The 21,997-nt window shown below is 68.9% G+C and carries 22 protein-coding genes and 1 pseudogene; 10 read left to right on the top strand and 13 right to left on the bottom strand.

Annotated elements, in window-relative coordinates:
- Window positions 1–2: 2 nt before the first annotated feature.
- From F3I62_RS13065 to F3I62_RS13040, 6 genes are all read right to left on the bottom strand, one after another.
- Window positions 3–1,538, bottom strand: coding sequence for a DUF3300 domain-containing protein (locus tag F3I62_RS13065; RefSeq protein WP_160490075.1), 1,536 nt, complete (start codon window positions 1,536–1,538; stop codon window positions 3–5).
- Between the two features lie 257 nt (window positions 1,539–1,795).
- The gene (locus F3I62_RS13060; RefSeq protein WP_160490074.1) at window positions 1,796–2,854 is read right to left on the bottom strand and encodes a DUF2167 domain-containing protein; all 1,059 of its coding nucleotides are present in this window, start codon (window positions 2,852–2,854) and stop codon (window positions 1,796–1,798) included.
- 110 nt (window positions 2,855–2,964) lie between these two features.
- Window positions 2,965–3,498, bottom strand: coding sequence for a DUF2937 family protein (locus tag F3I62_RS13055; protein ID WP_160490073.1), 534 nt, complete (start codon window positions 3,496–3,498; stop codon window positions 2,965–2,967).
- Between the two features lie 4 nt (window positions 3,499–3,502).
- Window positions 3,503–4,282 carry a class II glutamine amidotransferase gene (locus tag F3I62_RS13050; protein WP_160490072.1) on the bottom strand — a complete coding sequence of 260 codons (780 nt, stop codon included), beginning with the start codon at window positions 4,280–4,282 and terminating at the stop codon, window positions 3,503–3,505.
- A gap of 3 nt (window positions 4,283–4,285) precedes the next feature.
- Window positions 4,286–4,732, bottom strand: coding sequence for an HIT family protein (locus tag F3I62_RS13045; protein WP_160490071.1), 447 nt, complete (start codon window positions 4,730–4,732; stop codon window positions 4,286–4,288).
- 61 nt (window positions 4,733–4,793) lie between these two features.
- Window positions 4,794–5,273, bottom strand: coding sequence for an MFS transporter (locus F3I62_RS13040; protein ID WP_160490070.1), 480 nt, complete (start codon window positions 5,271–5,273; stop codon window positions 4,794–4,796).
- Window positions 5,274–5,408: 135 nt separating this feature from the next.
- Here F3I62_RS13040 and F3I62_RS13035 point away from each other — a divergent pair, with 135 nt between their 5' ends.
- On the top strand, window positions 5,409–7,472 hold the full coding sequence (locus F3I62_RS13035; RefSeq protein WP_372240129.1) for a S9 family peptidase: 2,064 nt from the start codon (window positions 5,409–5,411) through the stop codon (window positions 7,470–7,472).
- Between the two features lie 3 nt (window positions 7,473–7,475).
- Here the strand turns inward: F3I62_RS13035 and F3I62_RS13030 are convergent, their stop codons facing one another.
- Window positions 7,476–7,766, bottom strand: a complete 291-nt coding sequence (locus F3I62_RS13030) for a hypothetical protein (RefSeq protein WP_160490068.1) — start codon at window positions 7,764–7,766, stop codon at window positions 7,476–7,478.
- A gap of 122 nt (window positions 7,767–7,888) precedes the next feature.
- Between F3I62_RS13030 and F3I62_RS13025 the strand changes: the two are divergent.
- Together F3I62_RS13025 and F3I62_RS13020 are read left to right on the top strand one after the other, a co-directional pair.
- A pseudogene (locus F3I62_RS13025) lies at window positions 7,889–8,188 on the top strand (YajD family HNH nuclease); the annotation flags it as partial.
- 60 nt (window positions 8,189–8,248) lie between these two features.
- Window positions 8,249–8,719, top strand: coding sequence for an RNA methyltransferase (locus tag F3I62_RS13020; RefSeq protein WP_160078847.1), 471 nt, complete (start codon window positions 8,249–8,251; stop codon window positions 8,717–8,719).
- Window positions 8,720–8,827: 108 nt separating this feature from the next.
- Here the strand turns inward: F3I62_RS13020 and F3I62_RS13015 are convergent, their stop codons facing one another.
- The 5 genes from F3I62_RS13015 to rnd all read right to left on the bottom strand — a co-directional run bounded on the left by F3I62_RS13015 (window position 8,828) and on the right by rnd (window position 12,978).
- The gene (locus F3I62_RS13015; RefSeq protein ID WP_160490066.1) at window positions 8,828–10,051 is read right to left on the bottom strand and encodes a hypothetical protein; all 1,224 of its coding nucleotides are present in this window, start codon (window positions 10,049–10,051) and stop codon (window positions 8,828–8,830) included.
- Between the two features lie 58 nt (window positions 10,052–10,109).
- On the bottom strand, window positions 10,110–10,559 hold the full coding sequence (locus F3I62_RS13010) for a YcgN family cysteine cluster protein (protein ID WP_160490065.1): 450 nt from the start codon (window positions 10,557–10,559) through the stop codon (window positions 10,110–10,112).
- Between the two features lie 76 nt (window positions 10,560–10,635).
- Window positions 10,636–11,565, bottom strand: coding sequence for a D-2-hydroxyacid dehydrogenase (locus F3I62_RS13005; RefSeq protein ID WP_160490064.1), 930 nt, complete (start codon window positions 11,563–11,565; stop codon window positions 10,636–10,638).
- Entirely contained in the window at window positions 11,565–11,858 is a 294-nt protein-coding gene (locus F3I62_RS13000; protein WP_160490063.1) for a YcgL domain-containing protein, read from the bottom strand. The genes F3I62_RS13005 and F3I62_RS13000 overlap by 1 nt, the downstream gene beginning before the upstream one ends.
- 1 nt (window position 11,859) lies before the next feature.
- Entirely contained in the window at window positions 11,860–12,978 is a 1,119-nt protein-coding gene (gene rnd, locus F3I62_RS12995; protein ID WP_160490062.1) for a ribonuclease D, read from the bottom strand.
- A 172-nt stretch (window positions 12,979–13,150) separates the two neighbouring features.
- Between rnd and F3I62_RS12990 the strand changes: the two genes are divergently transcribed.
- Window positions 13,151–14,212, top strand: a complete 1,062-nt coding sequence (locus tag F3I62_RS12990; protein WP_160490061.1) for an SMP-30/gluconolactonase/LRE family protein — start codon at window positions 13,151–13,153, stop codon at window positions 14,210–14,212.
- A gap of 75 nt (window positions 14,213–14,287) precedes the next feature.
- Window positions 14,288–15,142: a sulfurtransferase gene (locus F3I62_RS12985; RefSeq protein WP_160490060.1), complete on the top strand. Its 855-nt coding sequence runs from the start codon at window positions 14,288–14,290 to the stop codon at window positions 15,140–15,142.
- A gap of 62 nt (window positions 15,143–15,204) precedes the next feature.
- On the opposite strand, the gene F3I62_RS12980 is transcribed toward F3I62_RS12985, so the two are convergent.
- Complete coding sequence (locus tag F3I62_RS12980) at window positions 15,205–15,954, bottom strand: AraC family transcriptional regulator (protein WP_160490059.1); 750 nt, start codon at window positions 15,952–15,954, stop codon at window positions 15,205–15,207.
- Between F3I62_RS12980 and F3I62_RS12975 the strand changes: the two genes are divergently transcribed.
- From F3I62_RS12975 to F3I62_RS12955, 5 genes are all read left to right on the top strand, one after another.
- Window positions 15,953–17,197, top strand: a complete 1,245-nt coding sequence (locus tag F3I62_RS12975; RefSeq protein WP_372240128.1) for a methyl-accepting chemotaxis protein — start codon at window positions 15,953–15,955, stop codon at window positions 17,195–17,197. The genes F3I62_RS12980 and F3I62_RS12975 overlap by 2 nt on opposite strands.
- Entirely contained in the window at window positions 17,194–17,892 is a 699-nt protein-coding gene (locus F3I62_RS12970; protein ID WP_256667757.1) for a hypothetical protein, read from the top strand. The genes F3I62_RS12975 and F3I62_RS12970 overlap by 4 nt, the downstream gene beginning before the upstream one ends.
- Window positions 17,893–17,960: 68 nt before the next feature.
- Window positions 17,961–20,348: an endopeptidase La gene (gene lon / locus F3I62_RS12965; RefSeq protein WP_160490057.1), complete on the top strand. Its 2,388-nt coding sequence runs from the start codon at window positions 17,961–17,963 to the stop codon at window positions 20,346–20,348.
- 99 nt (window positions 20,349–20,447) lie between these two features.
- Window positions 20,448–20,849 carry a protease inhibitor I42 family protein gene (locus tag F3I62_RS12960; protein ID WP_160490056.1) on the top strand — a complete coding sequence of 134 codons (402 nt, stop codon included), beginning with the start codon at window positions 20,448–20,450 and terminating at the stop codon, window positions 20,847–20,849.
- Window positions 20,850–20,962: 113 nt separating this feature from the next.
- Window positions 20,963–21,652, top strand: coding sequence for a lysoplasmalogenase (locus F3I62_RS12955; protein WP_160490055.1), 690 nt, complete (start codon window positions 20,963–20,965; stop codon window positions 21,650–21,652).
- Window positions 21,653–21,997 lie beyond the last annotated feature (345 nt).

The following is a 21,997-nucleotide window of genomic DNA, read 5'->3' as shown; positions in this document are numbered from 1 at the left end:
TGTCAGCGCCGGCGGCCGCCGCCGCTCCGGGACGGTGCCCGGGAGGCGCGTTGCACGGTCTGGCCGCTCGCGCGGGCCGTTTGCGGCCGGCTGGCGGTGGCCCGGCTGGTCTGACCACGGCTGACTTGCGCACGCGACTGCGAGGGGCTGCGCGCGCCCGCGAAGGCGTTGTCGCGGCTCCCGCGTGCGCGGCTGCTCTGCTGGCGCACCTGCTGACGAGCCTGCGGGTTGCTTTGCGCACGCTGGCGGGCCTGCGCATCGCGGGTCGAGGCCTGGGCTCGCTCGCGAGTCTGCGCGTCGCGGGTGGCGGCCTGGGCGCGCTCGCGGGCCGGATCCCGGCTAATATCGCGGGCCCCGGCCTGAGCCCGCTCACGGGCCTGCGGATCCCGGTCGAGTTCGCGAGTCGCGCTCTGGGCCCGTTCGCGGGCCTGCTGGTTGCTGATGGCCGGCGAGTCGATGCCCCGCTGCTCCAGCGACTGGCGCGCGCGCTCGCGCTCGGCCACCCGCGCCGTATCGCGCCCGCGATAGGCATCGCGCTGCGCGCTGCCCTCCAGGCGCCGGCTGTATTGCTCGCGATTGGCGCTGTCGCGGTAGGGCACTCCGTCGCGATTGATCGAGTTGTGCTGCCAGTTGTTCTGGTTGGCATTGATCTGCCGGTTGCTGTTGATGTTGTTGTAGTGCTCGACATCGAGGTCGATGTCGTCATTGTCCCAGTCGCAATCGCCCCACAGCGAATCGATGATCGCCACCCCCGCGCCGAAGGCCAGGCCGGTAGCCAGCGCGCTGCCGAAGTAGTAGCCCGGCGGTGGCGGGTAATAGACCGGCGGGGAGGATGGGTAGGCCCAGGTGCCGTAGACCTGGTTGGGGTTATAGCTGGGCACGTAGACCGTCTGCGGCTGGGCCGGCTCGATGATGATGGTCGGTGCGGCGGCCGGCTGCTGCACGATCACGGTCGACTCGGCCGAGGCTGGAGCTGGGGCGGCGGGCTGTTCGGTCACCCGCTGCTGCTCGTTGGATTCCAGGTTGCCGGCGGCTTTCGCCTGTCGCCGCAGGCGCTGCACCGAGTCCATCACGGCATCGGGCTGGGCCAGGAAGGCATCGCCCACCCGCTGCACCCAGGCCGGATCCTGTCCCAGGGTGGCCAGTGCCGCCGGGAAGGCGACCAGCGACTGCACGCTCGGGTCCCAGGGCTGATCCGCGACCTCGCGCACCGCGCTATCGCCGCTGCTGTCCGGATGCGCCTTGGACCAGACCACGGCATCGGCGACATCGCCCGGATAGGTCGAGGCCATCAACACCTGGGCCAGCAACGCGTCCGGGTACAGGGCCAGCGGCGCCATCATCTGGTCCAGCTCCTCCGGAGTGAATACGGCATTGCTGACCGCAGCCGGTGCTGGTGCTACGGAGGGGGGGACGGCGGCGGCAACCGTTACCGGCGCCTCGGCAGCAGGAGCCTGCGCCTTGGCGGGTTCCTCATCCGGGCAGCCGGACAAGACCAGCACGGCAAGCAGGATGGTGGAGCGATGGCACACACGCATGGCGCTTCTCCATAGCGAAGAAAAGCGGGGTTGGATGCAGGGCCACATGACTGCCGCCAGCGTGACCGAGTCCTGAGGATCGAGCGCAGAGCCAGGCCGGCGCCGCGATTGTCTTCAGCCTAGTCAATCGGCCCGACTTTGCTGCATTGACCAGGCTGGTGACGCTGGCCGATCGCCCAAGCGGGGAGGCCGGCAGGCGCCGGCAGAAACGACAAGGGCCCCAGTGGGGCCCTTGTCGGTGCAACGTTCGATCAGGCTCAGGGCTTATCGCCGTCCGTCTTGTTCAGATCCAGCACAGTGCTCGCCGGCGGTTGTACGGCCTCGACAGCAGCCGGTTCGGCTACCGGTTCGACAGATGCCACCGGCGCCTCCACCTGCTTCTTGCCGAACAGGCGCTTGCCCAGCCAGCCGATGACCAGCAGCGGCACGATCCACAGCTTCTTCAGCAGGATCAGCAGGGTGGCAAACAGGCCGGCCTTGGCCGCCAGCTTGCCGGCGATCAGCGCACCGATGCCATAGGCCGCCACTTCGTCCATGTCCGGGTCGAACTCGGCGTAGCGATGGCCCTGGTTGAAGTCGGTCATGGCCAGCACGGTCGGCACGTGCTGCTGGATATCGGCCAGCTGGTCCATGTTGGCGATGAAGTTCAGCACCAGCACGCCTTTGCGGCCGAGCACGCGGATGTTGTAGTTGAGGGTGTTGCTCTCGCTGTCGCCGAACTTGAGTTCCTTGGCCCAGTGCAGCTTCTTGCCCTGGTCGTCGTAGTGCGGCTGGGAAGCCCAGCCGATCAGCTCGACCGGCTCGTAGCCGTTCTCGGTGCGCCACTGGTTGTCGGCCGCGGACTCTTCCTGCAGGTCCTTGAGCATGTCGGCGTAATCGATGTCGGCCGCGTCCTCATCGGATACGTAGCCGCTTTCCTCGTATTCGATGGTCGCCGCCCAGGACTCGGCGGCCAGCGGCGAGATGCCGGCCGGCAGCACCATGCCCAGCGGCAGCTCGGCATCCGGCGGGTTGCCCCAGGCCTCGACCAGCAGACGCTCGGCGTCGGCACCGTTGAGGAACACCAGGTTGTCCGGCAGGTTGAGGGTGGCCAGGTTGTCGCCGATCACCACTTGGCCGGTCTGGAAATTCAGGCTGGCGATGAAGGCCTCTTCGTCGAACTCCTCGACTTCGCCCTCAACGACCGCGGCGCTCTCCTCCTCCGGTGCAGCGGCTTCGGGTGCGGCGGCAGGGGCATCGGGGGCCACGACCACGGCGTGGGCGGCGGGTACGGCGGCAGCCAGCAAGGCGGCCAGGATCAATTCCTTGATCGACATAACAACTCCATGACAACGGGGGTAAATGGGAAACGCCAGCCTAGCATGCACCCCCAGGCATTTCGGCGAGCCAGCGCAATCTTTTGCAACAACCTCGGGTAACCGCTGGCTCAGCGCCAGTGGCGCTGCTCGTGGGCAATGATCTTGTGCTTGCGGCCGAAGCCCAGGGTCCAGCCGGCGCCGAGCACCAGCAGCTCCACCAGCCAGGCCAGCAACAGCCCGCCACTCAGGCCCCAGGCAATCGCCTGGGGCGCCAGCAGCACCTGATAGCTGTAGGCCGCGATGGTTTCATCGAGCAGCTCGCGGTCCGCCGCGCTGGCCAGGTGCCAGGCCTGGGCGTACCAGGGCCCCTGCATGGCCAGCCATTCGCTTTCGAGCAGCTCGGCGCGGCGCACCAGATGCTCGACACTCTGCGCGTCGCTGCGCATCACCTCGTCGTTGCTGGCCCGGTAGTGACTGACCAGGGCGTTGAGATCGCCGTTGAAGAAGCGCGCCGCGGTCTCGCGGAAGCCGCTCAGGCTTTCCTCGGATTCGGCGCGGTGCGCGGCCACGCGCTTGCCGTAGTCGTCGATGAAGCCCGGCACCTGCACGCCAACCAGCAGGCCGAGGCCGAACAGCACCAGACGCAGATAACCCCGAAACATGGCCCTACTCCCCCATCTGCCCGTGGGCGATGCGCTCACCGCGCCGCCACAGGCTCCATTCGCCCGGCTGGAACAGGGTCCAGCGTTCGTTTTCGGTCAGCGGCTCGGTGGCGATCACCGTGACCACGTCGTTCGGCGTGGTTTCCGCCTGGAAATCCACCACCACTTCGGCATCCTTCAGCCGGGCCGGGCCGAACGGCGCGCGCCGGGTGATCTGCGCCAGCTTGCTGCTGCAGAAGCAGAACAGCCAGTCGCCGTTGCTCAGCAGGCAGTTGAACACGCCATGCCGGCGGTAATGCTGGGCGGCCTGGATCAGCACCGGCAGCAGCGCCTCGACCGGCACCGGCTCGGGAAAGGCGTGGCGCACGCGGTTGAGCAGGTCGCAGAAGGCCGCTTCGCTGTCGGTGTCGCCGACCGGCCGGTAGAAGCTGGTCGAGGGCGCGAAATCGGCCAGCTGGCCGTTGTGCGCGAAGCACCAGTTGCGCCCCCACAGCTCGCGCACGAAGGGGTGGGTGTTGGCCAGCGCGACCTGGCCGACGTTGGCCTGGCGGATATGGCCGATCACCGTTTCGCTCTTGATCGGGTAACGCTGCACCAGGCGCGCGACTTCCGACTCGACGCTGGCGGCCGGGTCCTGGAACAGGCGCAGGCCGCGCCCCTCATAGAAGGCGATGCCCCAGCCGTCGCGGTGCGGGCCGGTGCCGCCGCCGCGCTGCATCAGCCCGGTGAAGCTGAACACGATGTCGGTGGGGACGTTGGCACTCATGCCGAGCAATTCACACATGACTCAAACCTCAGCTTGCAGGGCGCGGCGCAACACCTGCGCCTCCTGCTGCAGGCGCGCCTCGATGCGCTTGCGGCCCAGCGGCAAAAAGCGCGTGAGGATGCGCCAGCACAGCGCCGGCAGATCGCCCGGCCGGCGGGGCAACAGGTGCAGATGCAGGTGCGGCACGTGCTGGTTGGCCAGCGGGCCGTCGTTGATCAGGAAGTTGATTCCGGCCACACCCAGGCCGCTGCCATACAGCGCCTTGGCCACCCGCGCGGCCAGCCCCAGCAGGGCATCGCGCGACGCGCTGCTCAGATCCTGCAGCAGCGGAGCGTGCTCGCGGCTGACGATCAGCACATGGGCCGGGCGCAGCGGGAAGATGTCCAGCAGCACCAGAAAGTGCCGGTCTTCGTAGAGGGTGTGGGCCGGCTGCTGGCCGGCGGCGATCGCGCAGAAAACGCAGCTCATGGCCACTCCTTGGGTCTGCCCGCCATGCTGAACGCCTGGCATCGCGCGCGCAAGGGCGCCGTCAGAGGCGCGGCTCGATGCGCAGGCGGCGGTCGCCGTTGGCATCCAGGCGGGTATCGCCGTGCATGCCCTCGTCGCGGGCCATCATCTCGCGCAGGGTCGGCTCGTCTTCCGCCGCCTCGGCTGGCGGCGTGCCACGACGACCCTGCCACCAGCGCTCGATCGGCCAGCGCAAAGCGGCGAAGGCCAGCCACACGCCGAAGGCGATCAGCCCGTACAGGGCCAGATCTGCCACCGCGCGCCAGGCGTTGTTGCCGACCTTGAGCAGCAGGTCCATGGCGGTGATGGCGATGGCCGGGGCGAACAGCTCGCGGGCCGGATCGACGATGGTCGGCGTCAGCAACAGCACGGCCACCAGCAGGCGCAGCGGCTCGCGCAGCCAGCGCCAGATCCAGCCGGTCAGCTGGAACCAGACCAGCAGGCAGCCGAGTGCCGCAACGGCGTAAATGGCCCAGGCAAGCAGATAGTCTTGTTCAGTCATGCGGGTTAATGGCTTGGCCGGCAAAGGGGCGCTTATGATAACGGCTTTTAAGCGCCCCGGCGCCCCTGCCGTCAGAGTCCGTTCACGATCAGGCCGGCCGAAGCCGCATCGTCAGCAGACTCTCCGCCCTCTTGTATGAGAAGCCCCATGCCCAACGCCCCGATTGCCCGCCGCGAAGCCGCTGCCGACCCCTATCACTGGCTGCAGGAGCGCGACGCCGCCGAGGTACTGGACTACCTCAAGGCGGAGAACGCCTACCTGGAGGCCGAGCTGGCCGAACAGGCGCCGCTGCGCGAGGCGCTGTTCGAGGAGATCAAGGGCCGCATCCGCGAGACCGACCTGTCGCTGCCGACGCCCTGGGGCCCCTGGCTGTACTACCAGCGCACCACCGCCGGCGACGAATACGCGCGCCACTACCGCTGCCCGCTGCCGGCCGACGGCGGCCTGGCGGTGGACGAGAGCGCCGAACAGCTGCTGCTCGACCCCAACGAACTGGCCGGCGATGGCTACCTGTCGCTGGGCGCCTTCACCACCAGCCCGGACCACCACCTGCTCGGCTACAGCCTGGATACCGCGGGCGACGAGGTCTACCGGCTGTTCGTCAAGGACCTGCGCACAGGCGCCGTCACCGCCCTGCCCTTCGACGACTGCGACGGCAGCCTGACCTGGGCCAACGACAGCCAGACCCTGTTCTTCACCACCCTCGACGACACCCATCGCCCCCACCGCCTGCACCGCCACCGCCTGGGTGAACCCAGCGCCGAGTTGGTGTTCGAGGAAAGCGACGGGCGCTTCTTCCTCAGCTGCTACCGCGCCAGCTCCGAACGCCAGCTGGTGCTGCTGCTCGGCAGCAAGACCACCAGTGAAAGCTGGGTGCTGGATGCCGACACCCCGCAGGGCCAATTCGCCTGCCTGGCGCCGCGCGAGGAAGGCCACGAGTACTACGTCGACCACGGCCAGCTGGACGGTGCCTGGGCCTGGCTGATCCGCAGCAACCAGAGCGGCATCAACTTCGCCCTGTTTTTCATAAAGGAGAGCGAGGCAAGTGAACAGCAGCCGACCCGCGCGCACTGGCAGGAGCTGATCGGCCACGACCCGCAGCGCATGCTCGAAGGCGTCAGCCTGAATGCCGGTGCCTTCATCCTCAGCCTGCGCCAGGGCGGTCTGCCGGTGATCGAGGTGCACCCGCAGGACGCCGCGCCCTACCCGGTGCAACTGCCGGATGCCGCCTACAGCCTGCACGTGCAGGACAACCTGGAGTTCGCCAGCCCGGTGATCCGCCTGCGCTACGAGGCGCTCAACCGCCCGGCGCAGATACGCCAGCTGGACCTGCGCAGCGCCGAGCAGAAGGTGCTCAAGCAGACCCCGGTGGAAGGCCCGTTCGATGCCGACGCCTACGAGAGCCGCCGCCTGTGGGCCACTGCTGCCGATGGCACGCAGGTACCGGTCAGCCTGGTGGCGCGCCGCGAGGTACTCGCCGCCGGAACCGCCGCGCCGCTCTACCTGTATGGCTACGGCGCCTACGGCGAATGCCTCGACCCCTGGTTCTCCCACGCGCGCCTGTCCCTGCTGGAACGCGGCTTCGTCTTCGCCATCGCCCACGTGCGCGGCGGCGGCGAGCTGGGCGAGGCCTGGTACCGTGCCGGCAAGCTGGAGCACAAGCAGAATACCTTCGGCGACTTCATCGCCTGCGCCGAGGCGCTGATCGGCGCCGGCCTGACCTCGCCCGCGCAGCTGGCCATCAGCGGCGGCAGCGCCGGCGGCCTGCTGATCGGCGCGGTGCTCAACCAGCGCCCCGACCTGTTCGCCGCGGCCATCGCCGAAGTGCCCTTCGTCGACGTGCTCAACACCATGCAGAACCCCGACCTGCCGCTGACCGTCACCGAGTACGACGAATGGGGCGACCCACACCAGCCCGAGGTGTACGAGCGCATCAAGGGCTACGCGCCCTATGAAAACGTCAGCGCCCAGGCCTACCCGGCGCTGCTCGCCGTGGCCGGCTACAACGACAGCCGCGTGCAGTACTGGGAAGCCGCCAAGTGGGTGGCCAAGCTGCGCGCCACGCGTACCGACAACCACCTGCTGCTGCTCAAGACCGACCTCGGCGCCGGCCACGGCGGCATGAGCGGGCGCTACCAGGGTTTGAAGGACGTGGCGCTGGAATATGCCTTCCTGCTCAAGGTGCTGGGACGCGCCTGAGGCTCAGCGCTGCCCGGCCGGCTTGGCCGGCGCCGGGCTGGGCACTCGCGGCTGTTCCAGCTGCGGCAAGGGCTGGTCCTTCGGCGCCGGTCGCGGCTGACTCAACGGCCGCGGCTGGGCGGGACTGTTGAGCAGGGGTGGGTGGCGCTGGCTGCCACCCAGGGGGCGAGCCTGCGGCTGGCCATAGGGTTGCGGCGTGGCCGTGCCCGGCGAACCCGGCGGCGGCCCGGCCACGGTGAGGGTGGAAACGAGGAGCAACGGCAGGATCAGGCTCATGCAGGGAAAAAGTCGCATCGGGGGCTCCAGCTGCGCGGGCTTTGGCTTTATTCTGGCAGCATCGCAACCACCGCGTTCACCACCCGACCACAGGTCCTGCCATGAGCACCAATCCCAGCTACACCCTGTCGGCCAAGGCCGAAGCAGACTACCGGCAGAAAGCCCTGAAGATGTACCCGCACGTGTGCGGGCGCTGCGCCCGCGAGTTCAGCGGCAAGCGTCTGAGCGAGCTGACCGTGCACCACCGCGACCACAACCACGACAACAACCCGGCGGATGGCTCCAACTGGGAGCTGCTGTGCCTGTTCTGTCACGACAACGAGCACTCGCGCTACACCGACCAGCAGTACTTCGCCGAAGGCTCCACCGCCAGCCCGCAAGCGGCGAAGACCACCTACAAGGCCTTCGGCGACCTTGCCAGCCTGCTGAAAAAGGACTGACGGCGATCACAGCGCCGGACGCAGCCGTATAATCGCGTCTTTTTTTGCGCGAGCTTCCCCGTGGCCAACAAACGATACAGCTGCATCGGCCTGTTCAACCCCAAGTCACCGGAAAACGTCGGCTCGATCATGCGCGCCGCCGGCTGCTATGGCGTCAGCTCGGTGTTCTATACCGGCACCCGCTACGACCGCGCCAAGGACTTCGTCACCGACACCAAGAAGGTCCACCAGGACATTCCGCTGATCAACATCGACGACCTGCGCCGCATCGTGCCGCTGGGCTGCACGCCGGTGGCGGTGGAGCTGGTGGAAGGCGCCCGCGCCCTGCCCGACTACACCCACCCGGACCGCGCGCTGTATATCTTCGGCCCCGAAGACGGCTCGCTGGACAAGGCAATCCGCGACTGGTGCGGCGACGAGGTGGTGTACATCCCCACCAATGGCTGCATGAACCTGGCGGCCACGGTCAACGTGGTGCTCTACGACCGCCTGGCCAAGGGCAACAACACCCGCTCGGGGCCGTTGTTCTGAGGCACACGGGGCTTTGCGTAGGTGCGGCTTCAGCCGCGAACGCAGGCAACTCGCTGCCCGGCCTGCTCGCGGCTGAAGCCGCTCCCACACCGAGAGCCCACCGCGGGCTCAACGCAGCAACGGGCTGTCCAGCACATCCGACGCGCGGCCCATGACGTTTTCGCTGATTTCGATGAGGTCCTTGGTGCTGGCCTTGTCCAGGCGCATCAGGCCGCGGGTGACATCGTCCAGCGAGCGCTGGTTGTTGGTGTGCTTGCGGATTTCCCGGTCCAGCTCCTGCAGCAGCAGCACCGCGCGGGCGGTGACCGGCCCGTTGGACTCCTCGGTGCGCAGGGTCTCGACCGGCTTGCTCCAGCCGATCAGCTTCTTGCGGATCGCCTGGTAGCGGTCCTCGCTCATGCCGCCGGCGCGGCGCATCAGTTCGATGGCGTAGTACTCGGCCAGGCCTTCGCTGATCCAGTCGCTCCTGTCGGTGTCGCGGATGCGGCTGAACACGTGAACCAGCTCATGCACCAGGGAGCTGGTGCCGTTCTCGCTGATCAGCGGGCGGTCGCTGTGCATGAACAGCGAATTGGGTGCCGACAGGCCGCCGCGCCACATCGGGTCGCCGGCGCCGACGATCAGCAGCTTGGCCGGGTCGCGCGGGAACACCGCCTGGGCTTCCGGCCAGACGAAGGTCAGCAGGGTGAGGATATCCATGCGCCGCATGCCCTCGCCCACCGGCGCGGCCACGGTCACGTCGGTATCGCCGAGCCGGGCGCGGCGGCTGCCGATCTTGCCGGCGAGAACCCAGCCGGTCGGGCGGTCGAACTTGCGCGCCGGGTTGTCGATGCGAAAGCGGTTCGCGCCGATGCGCGGCCAACCGGTCTCCACGCCTTTCCAGCCTTTGGGCAGCTCGAACTGCAGGCGCGAGACCAGTTCGATCTGGTCGTCCTTGACCAGGTGCGCGCTGGGCACCAGGTCATCGCCGCGCAGCAGGGCCCAGTCCTGGGTCATCCGCGCGTCGAAACTGCCGGACTGGCGGGGATGGCTGATGCGCACCTTGTAGCTGAGCGTGCTCTTGCCTTTGCCCGGCTGCCAGGTGCCGCTTTGCGCGCTGTCCTGCTGCCAGCTGCCGTCGGCCTGGAAGTCGCTGTAGTAGCCCTTGTCGCCCAGGTCGAAGGTCAGGTTGCGCACCAGGTCGCTGTTTTCCAGGATCAGGCTGACCTCGGCCTGGTCGCTCTCGGGCAGGAAGCGCACCAGGTAGTCCAGGTCGACTTTCTTCGCCGCCCAGAGCGGCGCGCTCAGGCCCAGCAGGATGGCGGCGGACAACAGTTTGAGACGGGCGGGCATTGTGCAGGCTCCATGCGTGAATAGGTGTAGACCTGGGACCAGCCCTGGCGCGAAACGCTCAACCGGCGCGGAAAATCAGGTGCTCCTCCCAGTCGTCCTCGGCCACGCTGTTTTCGCTGAGCATGCGGCCGGACTGGGAAATGCGTTCGTGGTGCACCGCGTCGGGGTCGCCACAGACCAGATGGTGCCAGAGTGGCAGGTCCTTGCCCTCGCTGACCAGGCGGTAGGCGCAGGTCGGCGGCAGCCACTGGAACTGGTCGGCCTGCGCCGGGGTGAGCTGGATGCAGTCCGGCACCTGGGCGCGGCGATTGGCGTAGTCGGTGCAGCGGCAGGTCTTCAGGTCCAGCAGCTTGCAGGCGATGCGCGTGTAGTAGACGCTGCCGTCGTCCTCGTCCTCGAGTTTCTGCAGGCAGCACAGGCCGCAGCCGTCGCACAGCGACTCCCACTCGTCCTGGTCGAGCTGGGCGAGGGTTTTGCGTTTCCAGAAGGGTTCGACTTTGGCGGCCATGACTCGGACTGCTGGGCGGAAAAGGCCGGCAGTCTAGCCCCAAGCCCGGGAGGGGCCAAGCGCTGGCGACTGATGGTCAGTAACCGCGGGCGAAATCCACCCGACCGCGCAGCTCCTGCCCGGCCTGCCAGCGCTGCAGGTTGTCGAGGAACAGCTCGACCATGGCCGCCGGTTCGGTCGGTGCCGAACTGTGCCCGGTGAGCAGCAGGCGCGGCGCCTCCCAGAACGGATGGCCCGGCGGCAGCGGCTCCTGGCGGCACACATCGAGCACCACGCCACCGAGCAGGCCGCCGTGCAGGGCCGCCAGCAGGTCGGCGTCGACCACCGCCACGCCGCGCCCGGCATTGATGAACAGGGCCTGTGCCGGCATCCGCGCAAACAGCGCGGCGTCGTAGATATCGCGGGTCGCCGGGGTATCCGGCAGCAGGTTGACCAGCACCTCGGCCCAGGCCGCCTGCTCGCCCAGCGCGGCCAGGCCGTGCACCTCGGCGAACGGGGCGATGGCCCGCGGCGAGTGGGCGATGCCGCGCAGCTCGACGCCGAACGGCGCGAGAAAGCGCGCCACCGCACAACCGATGTCGCCGGCACCGACGATCAGCACCTTCATCCCGCGCAGGCTCGCCGGCGGCAAGGCGTCCCAGCGCTGCTCCACCTGGCTGACCAGGCGCGCCAGCAGGCGTCGGCGATGGGCCAGCAGGTAGGTCAGCACGTACTCGGCCATGACCTGGCCGAAGATGCCGACCGCGCGGGTCAGCGCGTAGTCGCGTGGCAGCTCGGCCGCCAGCAGCGGCGTGATGCCGGCCCAGGTCGACTGCAGCCACTGCGGCCGCTGGCCCTGGCGCAGCAGGGGCGCCAGGCGGTCCGGCTGGCCCAGCCAGACCGGGCAGCTGGCGGCCTGGCGAGCCAGCTCCTGCTCATCGCCACACACCAGCAGCAGCTGCGGCGCGGCGGCGTGCAGCAGCTCGGCGTAGCGCGGCGCGCCCTGTTCGGCGAGGAGAACCCGCATCAGACCGGGTCGTTGCGGCGCAGCAGCTCTTCCGGCAGGTGCTGGATGTAGTCCTCTTCCGGCGGCGGCATCTGCAGGTGATAGCCCTGGGTCTCGAGGTTCTCCAGCACCTTGTGGATATCCTCGCGGGCCAGCGGTTTGTCCGGCGACAGCACCAGGCTGAACGCCAGCTGCGGCGGGCCGAAGGCGGCCAGAAGGCCTTCCGGCACGCGTTTCAGCTCGTCGGCCTTGAGCACGTAGAGGTACATCTCGTTCTTGCGCGGGCTGCGGTAGATCGAACAGATTTTCTTCATATCAGGCTTCCAGGGCGGCCAGCAGAGCCTCGCCCATCAGTTCACGGCGCCAGCCACGCAGATTGTCCGGCAGCTGGTAGGGGCCATCCGGGTAACCGCTTTTCAGCAGGGCTTCGAGGGATTTCTTGCGCAGCATCAGTTCCGGGGCGATCTGCAGGCGCTCGGCCTCGCGCTGGCCGACCGCGCGCAGCTTTTTCAGCAGCGCCGTCGATTCCAGCGGCAGCGGCGCCGGCAGCGCCTCGGGCCATTCGGCCGGGGGCAGGCTGGCGGCCTGCTTGATCAGCTTGAGCAGGGTCTCGCCGTCCTGGCGCACGGTCTTGGGGTGCATGTCTTCGATGCGGGCCAGGTCGACCAGGTTGTCCGGCTGGGTCTTGGCCAGCGGCCACAGCGAATGCTCGCGGATGATGCGGTTGCGCGGCTGGTTGCGCGCCCGCGCCTGGCGCTCACGCCAGGCACACAGGGCACGCAGCACCGCCAGCTGCTGGGGCGACAGCTTCCAGGCCAGTTTGGCCTCGCGGTAGAGCTGGTCCGGGTCGGTTTCGCGGCGCAGGTTGGCGATCAGCTCGGCGCCGTCTTCCAGCACCCAGGCCAGCTTGTCGGCGCTCAGCTTGGGCTGCAGCACGCGGTAGACCTCGGCCAGGTGCTGGGCATCCTCGGCGGCGTAGCTGATCTGGGTCGGCGACAGCGGGCGCTGCAGCCAGTCGGAGCGGGTCTCGCCCTTGGGCAGCTCGATGCCGAGCACCTCCTGCACCAGGCGTGAATAGCCCATGGAGAAACCCAGGTTGAGGTAGCCGGCGGCCAGCTGGGTGTCGAACAGCGGGCTGGGCAGGCTGCCGGTCAGGCGCAGGAACACCTCCAGGTCTTCGCTGCAGGCATGCAGCACCTTGACCAGGGCAGGGTCTTCGAGCAACTCGGCGAAGGGCGACCAGTCGCCGATGCTCAGCGGGTCGATGAGGAAGGCGCGCTCGCCATCGCCCACCTGCAGCAGGCCGGCGATCGGGTAGAAGGTGTCGACCCGCATGAACTCGGTGTCGAGGGCAACGAACGGCAGACGCCGCCAGTCGGCGCAGTGACGGGCCAGGCTGGCGTCGTCGAGGATCCACTGAATATCGATAGCCACGCGGCACTCCTTGGGCAATGCCGGGCAGTATATATGCCCGGCACGCCGGCCGGGCATTTGCCCGCGCCTACGCCCGGGTTATGGCGCGTTATTCCGCTGCCTTGGCGTTGCCCGCTTCTGCAGCGCTTAACCAGTTACACTGCCGCCCACCTCAGCACAGGGAAGAATCACGATGAAAAAACTCCTCGGCCTGCTGGCCCTACTGATCGCTGGCGCGGCGGGCTACCTGGCGCTCACCCCGAACACCATCGAGCCGCTGGCCTGGCAACCGCCGGTGGCCCCGCTGATGACCGGCGCCCTGGAACCCAACGACACCCTGATGAAGGCCGAGCTGCTGGCCCAGGGCCAGATCCACGGCCCGGAAGACACCGCGGTGGACGCCCAGGGCCGCGTCTATGCAGGCCTGCATGACGGGCGCATCGTGCGCATCGCCGAGGACGGCAGCCTCGATGTGCTCACCGCCACCGGCGGCCGCCCGCTGGGCATGGACTTCGACGCCCAGGGCAACCTGATCGTCGCCGACGCCTACAAGGGCCTGCTGCGCATCAGCCCCGCCGGGCAGATCGAAGTGCTCAGCCGCGAAGCCGACGGCGTGCCGTTCGCCTTCACCGACGACCTCGACATCGCCAGCGACGGGCGCATCTATTTCAGCGATGCCTCCAGCAAGTTCCAGCAGCCGGACTACCTGCTCGACCTGCTCGAAGGCCGCCCCTACGGCCGTCTGCTGCGCTACGACCCGGCCACCGGCAAGAGCGAGACCCTGCTCAAGGACCTGTACTTCGCCAACGGCGTGACGCTGTCGCAGAACGAGGACTTCGTGCTGGTCAACGAGACCTACCGCTACCGCATCACCCGCTACTGGCTCAAGGGCGACAAGGCCGGCAGCCACGATGTATTCATCGACAACCTGCCGGGCATGCCGGACAACCTGCAGGGCGACCGCGCCGGCACCTTCTGGGTGGCCCTGCCGACCCCGCGCAAGGCCGACGCCGACTTCCTGCAGAACCAGCCGTGGCTCAAGGCCCAGCTGGCCAAGCTGCCGCGCTCCATGTGGCCCAAGCCGCAGGACTACGGCCTGGTCATCGCGCTCAACGAGCAGGGCCAGATCGTGCAGAGCCTGCACGACACCAGCGGCAGCCACCTGCGCATGGTCACCTCGGTCAAGCCGGTGGGCAATTTTCTCTACTTCGGCAGCCTGAACAACGACCGCATCGGCAAGCTGCAGTACCGCTGAACCCCGGAGCAGGGCGACAGCGCCTCGCCCTGTTCCTATGCTGATTACCGTCCCGCATCCGCCAACGGAGTTCCCATGCCGCTCGCGCAACTGCTCAGCCCCGCTCAACTGCAGGCCCGCCTGCACCAGCCGAACCTGGTGATCCTCGACTGCCGCTTCGCCCTCGACGACCCGGGCTATGGCGCGCGCAGCTACGCCGAGGGGCATATCCCCGGCGCGCAGTTCGCCGACCTGGAACGCGACCTGTCCGGCCCGGTGCACAAGGGCGTGACCGGGCGCCACCCGCTGCCGGACGCGACCCAACTGCTCGCGCGCCTGCGCGCCTGGGGCATCAGCCAGGACAGCGAGGTGCTGCTGTATGACGACGGCCCCGGTGCCTTCGCCGCACGCGCCTGGTGGCTGCTGGCCTGGCTGGGCAAGCGCGAGGGCGTGTACCTGCTCGATGGCGGGCTCAAGGCCTGGAAGGCCGCCGGCCTGGCGCTGGACACCGCCACCCCGGCGGTCAGCCCCGGCAGCTTCAGCGGCCAGGCCGACGCCAGCCTGCTGCGCGATGCCACGCAGCTGCAGCAGGACCTGCACAGCCCGGCCCTGACCCTGCTCGACGCCCGCGCCCTGCCGCGCTTTCGCGGCGAGGTGGAACCGCTGGACCCGGTCGCCGGGCATATCCCCGGCGCCCGCTGCGCGCTGTTCACCGACAACCTGGACAGCGACGGGCGCTTCCTGCCCGCCGCCGAGCTGCGCCAGCGTTTCGCCGCCCTGCTCGGCGAGCGCCCGGTGCAGGAACTGGTGGCCTACTGCGGCTCGGGCGTCACCGCCTGCCACAACCTGTTCGCCCTGTGCCTGGCCGGCTACCCGCTGGCGCAGCTGTATGCCGGTTCCTGGAGCGAATGGATCACCGACCCGGCCCGCCCGGTGGCGACCGGCGACTGAGTCTGCGCTAACGCTGGATGGCGCCGCGAACCCGCCTGGCGGGTTCGTCGCAGGCCCGACTCTTACTGGTTGCGCAGACGCTTGGGGGTAAGGCCGAGGTAGCGGCGCATCGCCGTGGTCAGCGCGCTCTGGCTGGAAAACCCGCACTCCTCGGCGATCCGCACCAGCGGCAGCGGGCTCTCGCGCAGCAGGCGCGCGGCGCGGTCGAGGCGGGTCTTGAGCAGGTACTGGTGCGGGGTGAGGCCGAGGCTGTCCTTGAACTGGGCGTGGAAGTGGCTCGGGCTCAGGCAGGCGACCTGGGCCAGCTCGATCACCGTGATGCGCCGCGCCAGGTGCTCGGCGATGTAGCGGTCGAGCCGCTCGACATCCAGCGCGCCGCCCCCCGGTGCGGTCTGCGCGCCGAACAGGCGCAGGTGCAGGGCGCGCAGCAGCACGCCGCCGAGGGCGCGGGCCAGGTGCGGGTCGCTGCCATAGCGCGCCAGCTCGGCCCCGGCGTAGCTCAGCAGGTTCTGGAAGTCGGCATCCAGCGCAGGGTAGCGCGGGCTCTCGAACAGCTCGGCGAGCAGGCTGAGGTCTTCCGCGGACGTATCCTGCTCGTTCAGGTCGAGAATCAGCATGCGGTTGTCGCCCATGCCGGCGAACTGGTGGTCGGCATCGCCCGGCACCAGGCAGGCACGCATGCGGCAGACCTCGCCGCCGCGGCCATTGACCTCGAATTCCGCGCGCCCGGACAGCGACATCACCAGCTGGTGATAGTCGTGGGCATGTTCGTGGGCCTGGTCGTCCAGGCGCAGCAGGCGGGCTTTGAGCATGTGCGGGCACAGGTCGGGGGGAAGCCTGCACTTTACCCAGTCGGGCCGCCCGACGACAGGGCTACCGACAGGCGGCAGGCAAATCTGCCCGGCTGGCCAGCATCTTGCTACGCCCCAGGCATTACTGCCCTGTCTGAAGTTGGATGCCCCTATGCTGGAACTCGGCGTTTACTGCCTGGAACGCTGCGGCGCTGTGCGGGCCTGGTTGCTCGCCCTGCTCGCCCTCGCCACCACCCTGCTGGCCCTGCTCGGCCAGCCCTACCCGGCCGCCGCGCTGCTGTTCCTGCTGCTCTATCTCGGCGGCGCCCAGCACCTGCTCTGGCGGCGCCTGCAGCGCGACCAGCAGCGCATCCTGCAGCAGCTCGCCGGCCTGTTCGGCGGCCAGGCCGAAGCGGCGCAGCTGCTGGTCAGCTGCAGCGGCGAGCAACGCAGTGCCGAACGCCTGCGCAGCGAGGTGCAGTTCGCCAGCGCCGCGCTGGAACGCATGGCCAGGCAGACCGAGCAACAGGGCGAGCAGCAGAGCCAGCGGGTCGACATGATCGCCGCCGCCAGCGAGCAAATCAGCCAGACCCTGCTGCACATCGAGGGCCTGGCCGAACAGGCGCTGCAGGCCTTCGCCCGGATGCACCAAATGAGTGAGGACGGCCGGCAGGACGCCCAACATGTGGGCACCACCATGCACGGCATCCAGCTCAGCCTGGGCCGCACCGCCGAAGCGGTGGGCCAGCTGCTGCAGCACACCGGCGCGGTGGAGCGCGCCGTGCAGCTGATCCAGGCGCTGGCCAAGCAGACCCAGCTACTGGCCCTGAATGCCTCGATCGAGGCGGCCCGCGCCGGCGAGCATGGCCGCGGCTTCGCCGTGGTCGCCGCGGAGGTGCGCAACCTGGCGCAATCCACCGACAGCGCGGCCAGCGAGATCACCGGCGTGGTCGGCGCGATCACCCGGGCCGTCGGCCAGGTGCACGGCGAAGTCGACGAGCACCGCGACCTGCTGGACGCCAGCAGCCGGCAGAGCAGCCAGCTGGCGGAGCAGCTGCAGGCCCAGGCCGAGTTCAGCCAGGACACCCTGCAGCGCTTCGGCGCCATGCGCCAGGCCCTGGCCGAGCACACCCAGGCCAACCAGTCGCTCAACCAGCAGCTGCATGAGATCGGCGGCGCCCTGCAACAGCACAGCGCACAGAACCACGAGCTGCACGACCTCACCCTGTACCTCACCCGCCTGACCGGAGGCACCGCGCCATGAGCCCCACTCTCCTGCTCGCCGGCGCCGCCAGTGCCGCCCTGCTGCTCGGCGCCGGCCTGTTCCGCTGGCGCAAGCGCGGCCGCACGCAGCAGCGCCGCCAGGCCCTGCAGCAAGGCCTGCTGCTGTGCCTGGAGCTGCTCCAGCGGATCCAAAAGCACCGCGGCCTCGGCGGCCAGAGCGGTGCGCCGGCCCGTCAGCAATGCCAGGCCCTGGCTGCGGAAATCGACGCGCTCTGGCGCGACGCCCCGGCCGAGCCGGCCCTGGACGGACTGCGCCGGCACTGGTTGCCGCTGCGCCAGCAGGCCGACGACTTCGACGGCCACTGCCAGCTGATCGAGCAGCTGCTGGAGCACATCCAGCTGCTCGAGCTGCAGCTGGTCGGCCTGCACGCCGAGCCCACCGGCATCGCCCGCGACTGCCGCGAGCTGGAGGAACTGGCGCGCCTGCGCGGCCTGGCCGTACGCGGCGCCGGGGCCGCGCGCTGCCCGCTGCCCTTGCAGGTGCAGCTGCGCTACCTGAGCCTGCGCCTGCAACCGCGTGCGGCCCGCCAGAGCAGCCTGGCGCGGGCCCTGGACAGCCTGCAGCGACAGCTGATCGACCCGCCGCGGGTGCTGATCGCCCCGGCCGAGTGCTTCAGCCTGCTCACCCCGCTGATCGACGAGCAGCTCGGCCAGCTGCGCCAGCGCCTGAACTGAATGGCGGATTGAAAAGCCGGCGGGCTCGCCCCATCTATCCTTGCAGAGCGAATGATCTGGAAGGTCCCATGAGCGAGCAAGACAACCACGCGGAAATCATCACGGCCCCGGGCACCCGCCTGGCCCTGCCGGGGCAGAACCTGCCGGACAAGCTGTACGTCATCCCGATCCACAATCGCCCGTTCTTCCCGGCGCAGGTGTTGCCGGTCATCGTCAGCGAAGAGCAGTGGGCCGAAACCCTCGACCTGGTAGCCAACACCGAGCACAAATGCCTGGCGCTGTTCTACGTCGACCAGCCGCTGGATGACCCGCGCCACTTCGATACCACCAGCCTGCCCGAGCACGGCACCCTGGTGCGCATCCACCACGCCAGCCGCGTCGACGGCAAGCTGCAGTTCGTCGCCCAGGGCCTGTCGCGGGTGCGCATTCGCGGCTGGCTCAAGCGCCATCGCCCACCCTACCTGGCCGAGGTGGAATACCCGCTGAACGCCGACGACCCGCGCGACGAGGTCAAGGCCTATGGCATGGCGCTGATCAATGCGATCAAGGAACTGCTGCCGCTCAATCCGCTGTACAGCGAGGAGCTGAAGAACTACCTGAACCGCTTCAGCCCCAACCAGCCCTCGCCGCTGACCGACTTCGCCGCCACCCTGACCACCGCCCCGGCCGCCGTGCTGCAGGAGGTGCTGGACACCGTGCCGATCCTCAAGCGCATGGAGAAGGTGCTGCCGCTGCTGCGCAAGGAGGTGGAAGTGGCGCGCCTGCAGAACGAGCTGTCGGCCGAGGTCAATCGCCAGATCGGCGAGCGCCAGCGCGAGTTCTTCCTCAAGGAACAGCTGAAGATCATCCAGCAGGAGCTGGGCATCACCAAGGACGACAAGAGCGCCGACGTCGACGAGTTCCGCGCCCGCCTCAACGGCAAGAGCCTGCCGCCCCAGGCGCAGAAACGCATCGACGAGGAACTGAACAAGCTGGCCATCCTCGAGACCGGCTCGCCGGAATACGCGGTGACGCGCAACTACCTGGACTGGGCGACCAGCGTGCCCTGGGGGGTGCTGGTCGAAGACCAGCTCGACCTCAAGCGCGCACGCCGGGTGCTGGATGCCCAGCATGCCGGCCTGGATGACGTGAAGGAGCGCATCCTCGAATTCCTCGCCGTCGGCGCCTTCAAGGGCGAGATCGCCGGCAGCATCGTGCTGCTGGTGGGGCCGCCGGGGGTGGGCAAGACCAGCATCGGCAAGTCCATCGCCGAGAGCCTGGGCCGGCCGTTCTACCGCTTCAGCGTGGGCGGCATGCGCGACGAGGCGGAGATCAAGGGCCACCGCCGCACCTACATCGGCGCCCTGCCGGGCAAGCTGGTGCAGGCACTGAAGGACGTCGAGGTGATGAACCCGGTGATCATGCTCGACGAGATCGACAAGATGGGCACCAGCTTCCAGGGCGATCCGGCCTCGGCGCTGCTGGAAACCCTCGACCCGGAACAGAACGTCGAATTCCTCGACCACTACCTGGACCTGCGCCTGGACCTGTCCAAGGTGCTGTTCGTCTGCACCGCCAACACCCTGGACTCGATTCCCGGCCCGCTGCTCGACCGCATGGAAGTGATCCGCCTGTCCGGCTATATCGCCGAGGAAAAACTGGCCATCGCCAAGCGCCACCTGTGGCCCAAGCAACTGGCGAAAGCCGGGGTGCGCAAGACCCAGCTGAGCATCAGCGACGCGGCGCTGAAGGCGGTGATTGACGGCTACGCCCGCGAAGCCGGGGTGCGCCAGCTGGAGAAGCAGCTCGGCAAGCTGGTGCGCAAGGCGGTGGTCCAGCTGCTGGAGCAGCCGGAGCGCAAGGTGAAGATCGGCCCCAGGGACCTGGAAAACTACCTGGGCATGCCGGTGTTCCGCAGCGAGCTGCTGCTGTCGGGGGTCGGGGTGATCACCGGCCTGGCCTGGACCAGCATGGGCGGCGCCACCCTGCCGATCGAGGCCACGCGCATCCACACCCTCAATCGCGGCTTCAAGCTCACCGGCCAGCTGGGCGAGGTGATGAAGGAGTCGGCAGAGATCGCCTACAGCTATATCAGCTCGCACCTCAAGCCATTCGGCGGCGACCCCGGCTTCTTCGACCAGGCCTTCGTCCACCTGCACGTGCCGGAAGGCGCCACGCCGAAGGACGGCCCCAGCGCCGGCATCACCATGGCCAGCGCGCTGCTCTCCCTGGCGCGCAACCAGGCGCCGAAGAAAGGCGTGGCGATGACCGGCGAGCTGACCCTCACCGGCCAGGTGCTGCCAATCGGCGGGGTACGCGAGAAGGTCATCGCCGCGCGGCGGCAGAAGATCTTCGAACTGATCCTGCCGGAAGCCAACCGCGGCGACTTCGCCGAGCTGCCGGACTACCTCAAGGCAGGGCTCAGCGTGCATTTCGCCAAGCGCTTCGCCGACGTGGCCAAGCTGCTCTTCGACTGACCGCCGCGCCCGGCATGCCGCCCCGCACAGCGGGGCCATGCCAGCGCCGGCCCATTACCGCTATGCTGTGCGGGTTTTCGTTTCGACCGGAGCCCCGCCATGAACCGCCCCCTGCGCCTGCTGCTGCCCGCCGCCCTCATCCTCCTGGCCGCCTGCGCCCAGCAGCAACCCAGTAGCGTCAGCCTGGAGGAAAAGCAGCTGGGCCAGTGCCCGATGCAGTTGCGCAGCGGCCAGACCCTGACCGTGCGCCTGCCCAGCAACCCGACCACCGGATTCCGCTGGGTGGTGGCCGATGCCGCGCCGGGCGTGCTGCGCAGCCTCGGCCCGGAGGTCTACACCACTCCGGAAGACGCCGGCCTGGTTGGCAGCGCCGGACAGTCGACCTGGCGCTACCAGGTGCAGCAGAGCGGCAGCGGGCGCCTGCTGATGTACTACCAGCGGCCCTGGGAAACCGGGGTGGCACCGGCCAAGACCCTCGACTGCCGGATCGAGGTGCGCTGAGCCGGCTGGATGCGCCGGCAGCGCGCTGACGCCATTGGCCGCTCGCCCTGGCGTGCAATGCCCTGTGCCCCCGGTGCCCAGCGGCAATAATAGGCAAAAACGAGAGCCCACCCATGCGCCTGTCTGTCTGCCTGCTCGCCCTCGGCGGCGTTGCCCTGTTCCTGCTCGGCCTGCAACTGCAACTCGAAACCCTGTGCCTGCTGAGCAAGCCCCTGCCGATGATCGCCCTGCTGCTGTGGCTGCGCACCGCGCCAGCCAGTACCTACCGGCGCTGGATCGGCAGCGGCCTGCTGCTGTCCCTGGCCGGCGACCTGCTGCTGGAGTGGCCGGCCGACCTGTTCGTCTTCGGCCTCGGCGCGTTCCTGCTCGCCCACCTGGCCTACCTGCTCGCCTACCTCGGCGCCTGCCGGCGCCCGGCCCCGGTCGCCCTGCTGCTGGCCGGCCTGGTCGCCGGCGGCATGTTCACCCTGCTGGCCAGCAGCGGCCTGGGCGAACTGCTGCTGCCGGTCGCCCTCTACAGCCTGGCCATCGGCTGCATGCTCTGGCGCGCTTTGGCCCGCCTGGGCATGGCCGGCAGCGCCCGCTCGAGCTGGCTGGCCGCAGGCGGCGCGTTGCTGTTCGTGCTGTCGGACAGCCTGATCGGCCTCAACCGCTTCGTCGCCCCCTTCGAAGGCGCCCGCTACGCCATCATCCTCAGCTACTGGCTGGGCCAGTGGGGCATCGCCGCCTCGGTACTCGCCCTGCCGCCGAACCAGCCTCGCACGGCCGACGCCGCGGCGCTGCCGGCCAGCCCGCGGCTGTAGCGAGCTGCTCGACAACCGGTGGCCAAGGGTAGCCCCGCGCCCCCGTTCGTCGGGAAAGCCTCCCCCGACAAGGACGCTGGGCAAGCTCTCGACGGCCCTGCCGAGCAAGCCACGCCAGCCGCTCGCCAGCGCTCCAGGACGAGCATCCATTGGCCGGCCTAGGCCCTTGAGGCGAGCCCCCGCCATCCGCAGCGCCGGCCCCGCGGCCCTCGCCAGCCTGAGCGCGGCGCGGGTGTAACAAGCCCTTACCCAGTGTCCAAATTTTGAGACGGCAGGCCTTCGCCAAATCGTCTATAGAGAGAGATAGGGGCTATTCAGGAGAGGATGATGCGCGGCCACACATGG

The sequence above is a fragment of the Pseudomonas sp. R-28-1W-6 genome (assembly GCF_009799925.1).
GTDB lineage: Bacteria > Pseudomonadota > Gammaproteobacteria > Pseudomonadales > Pseudomonadaceae > Aquipseudomonas.
This window is presented reverse-complemented; position numbering and strand designations above follow the sequence as displayed.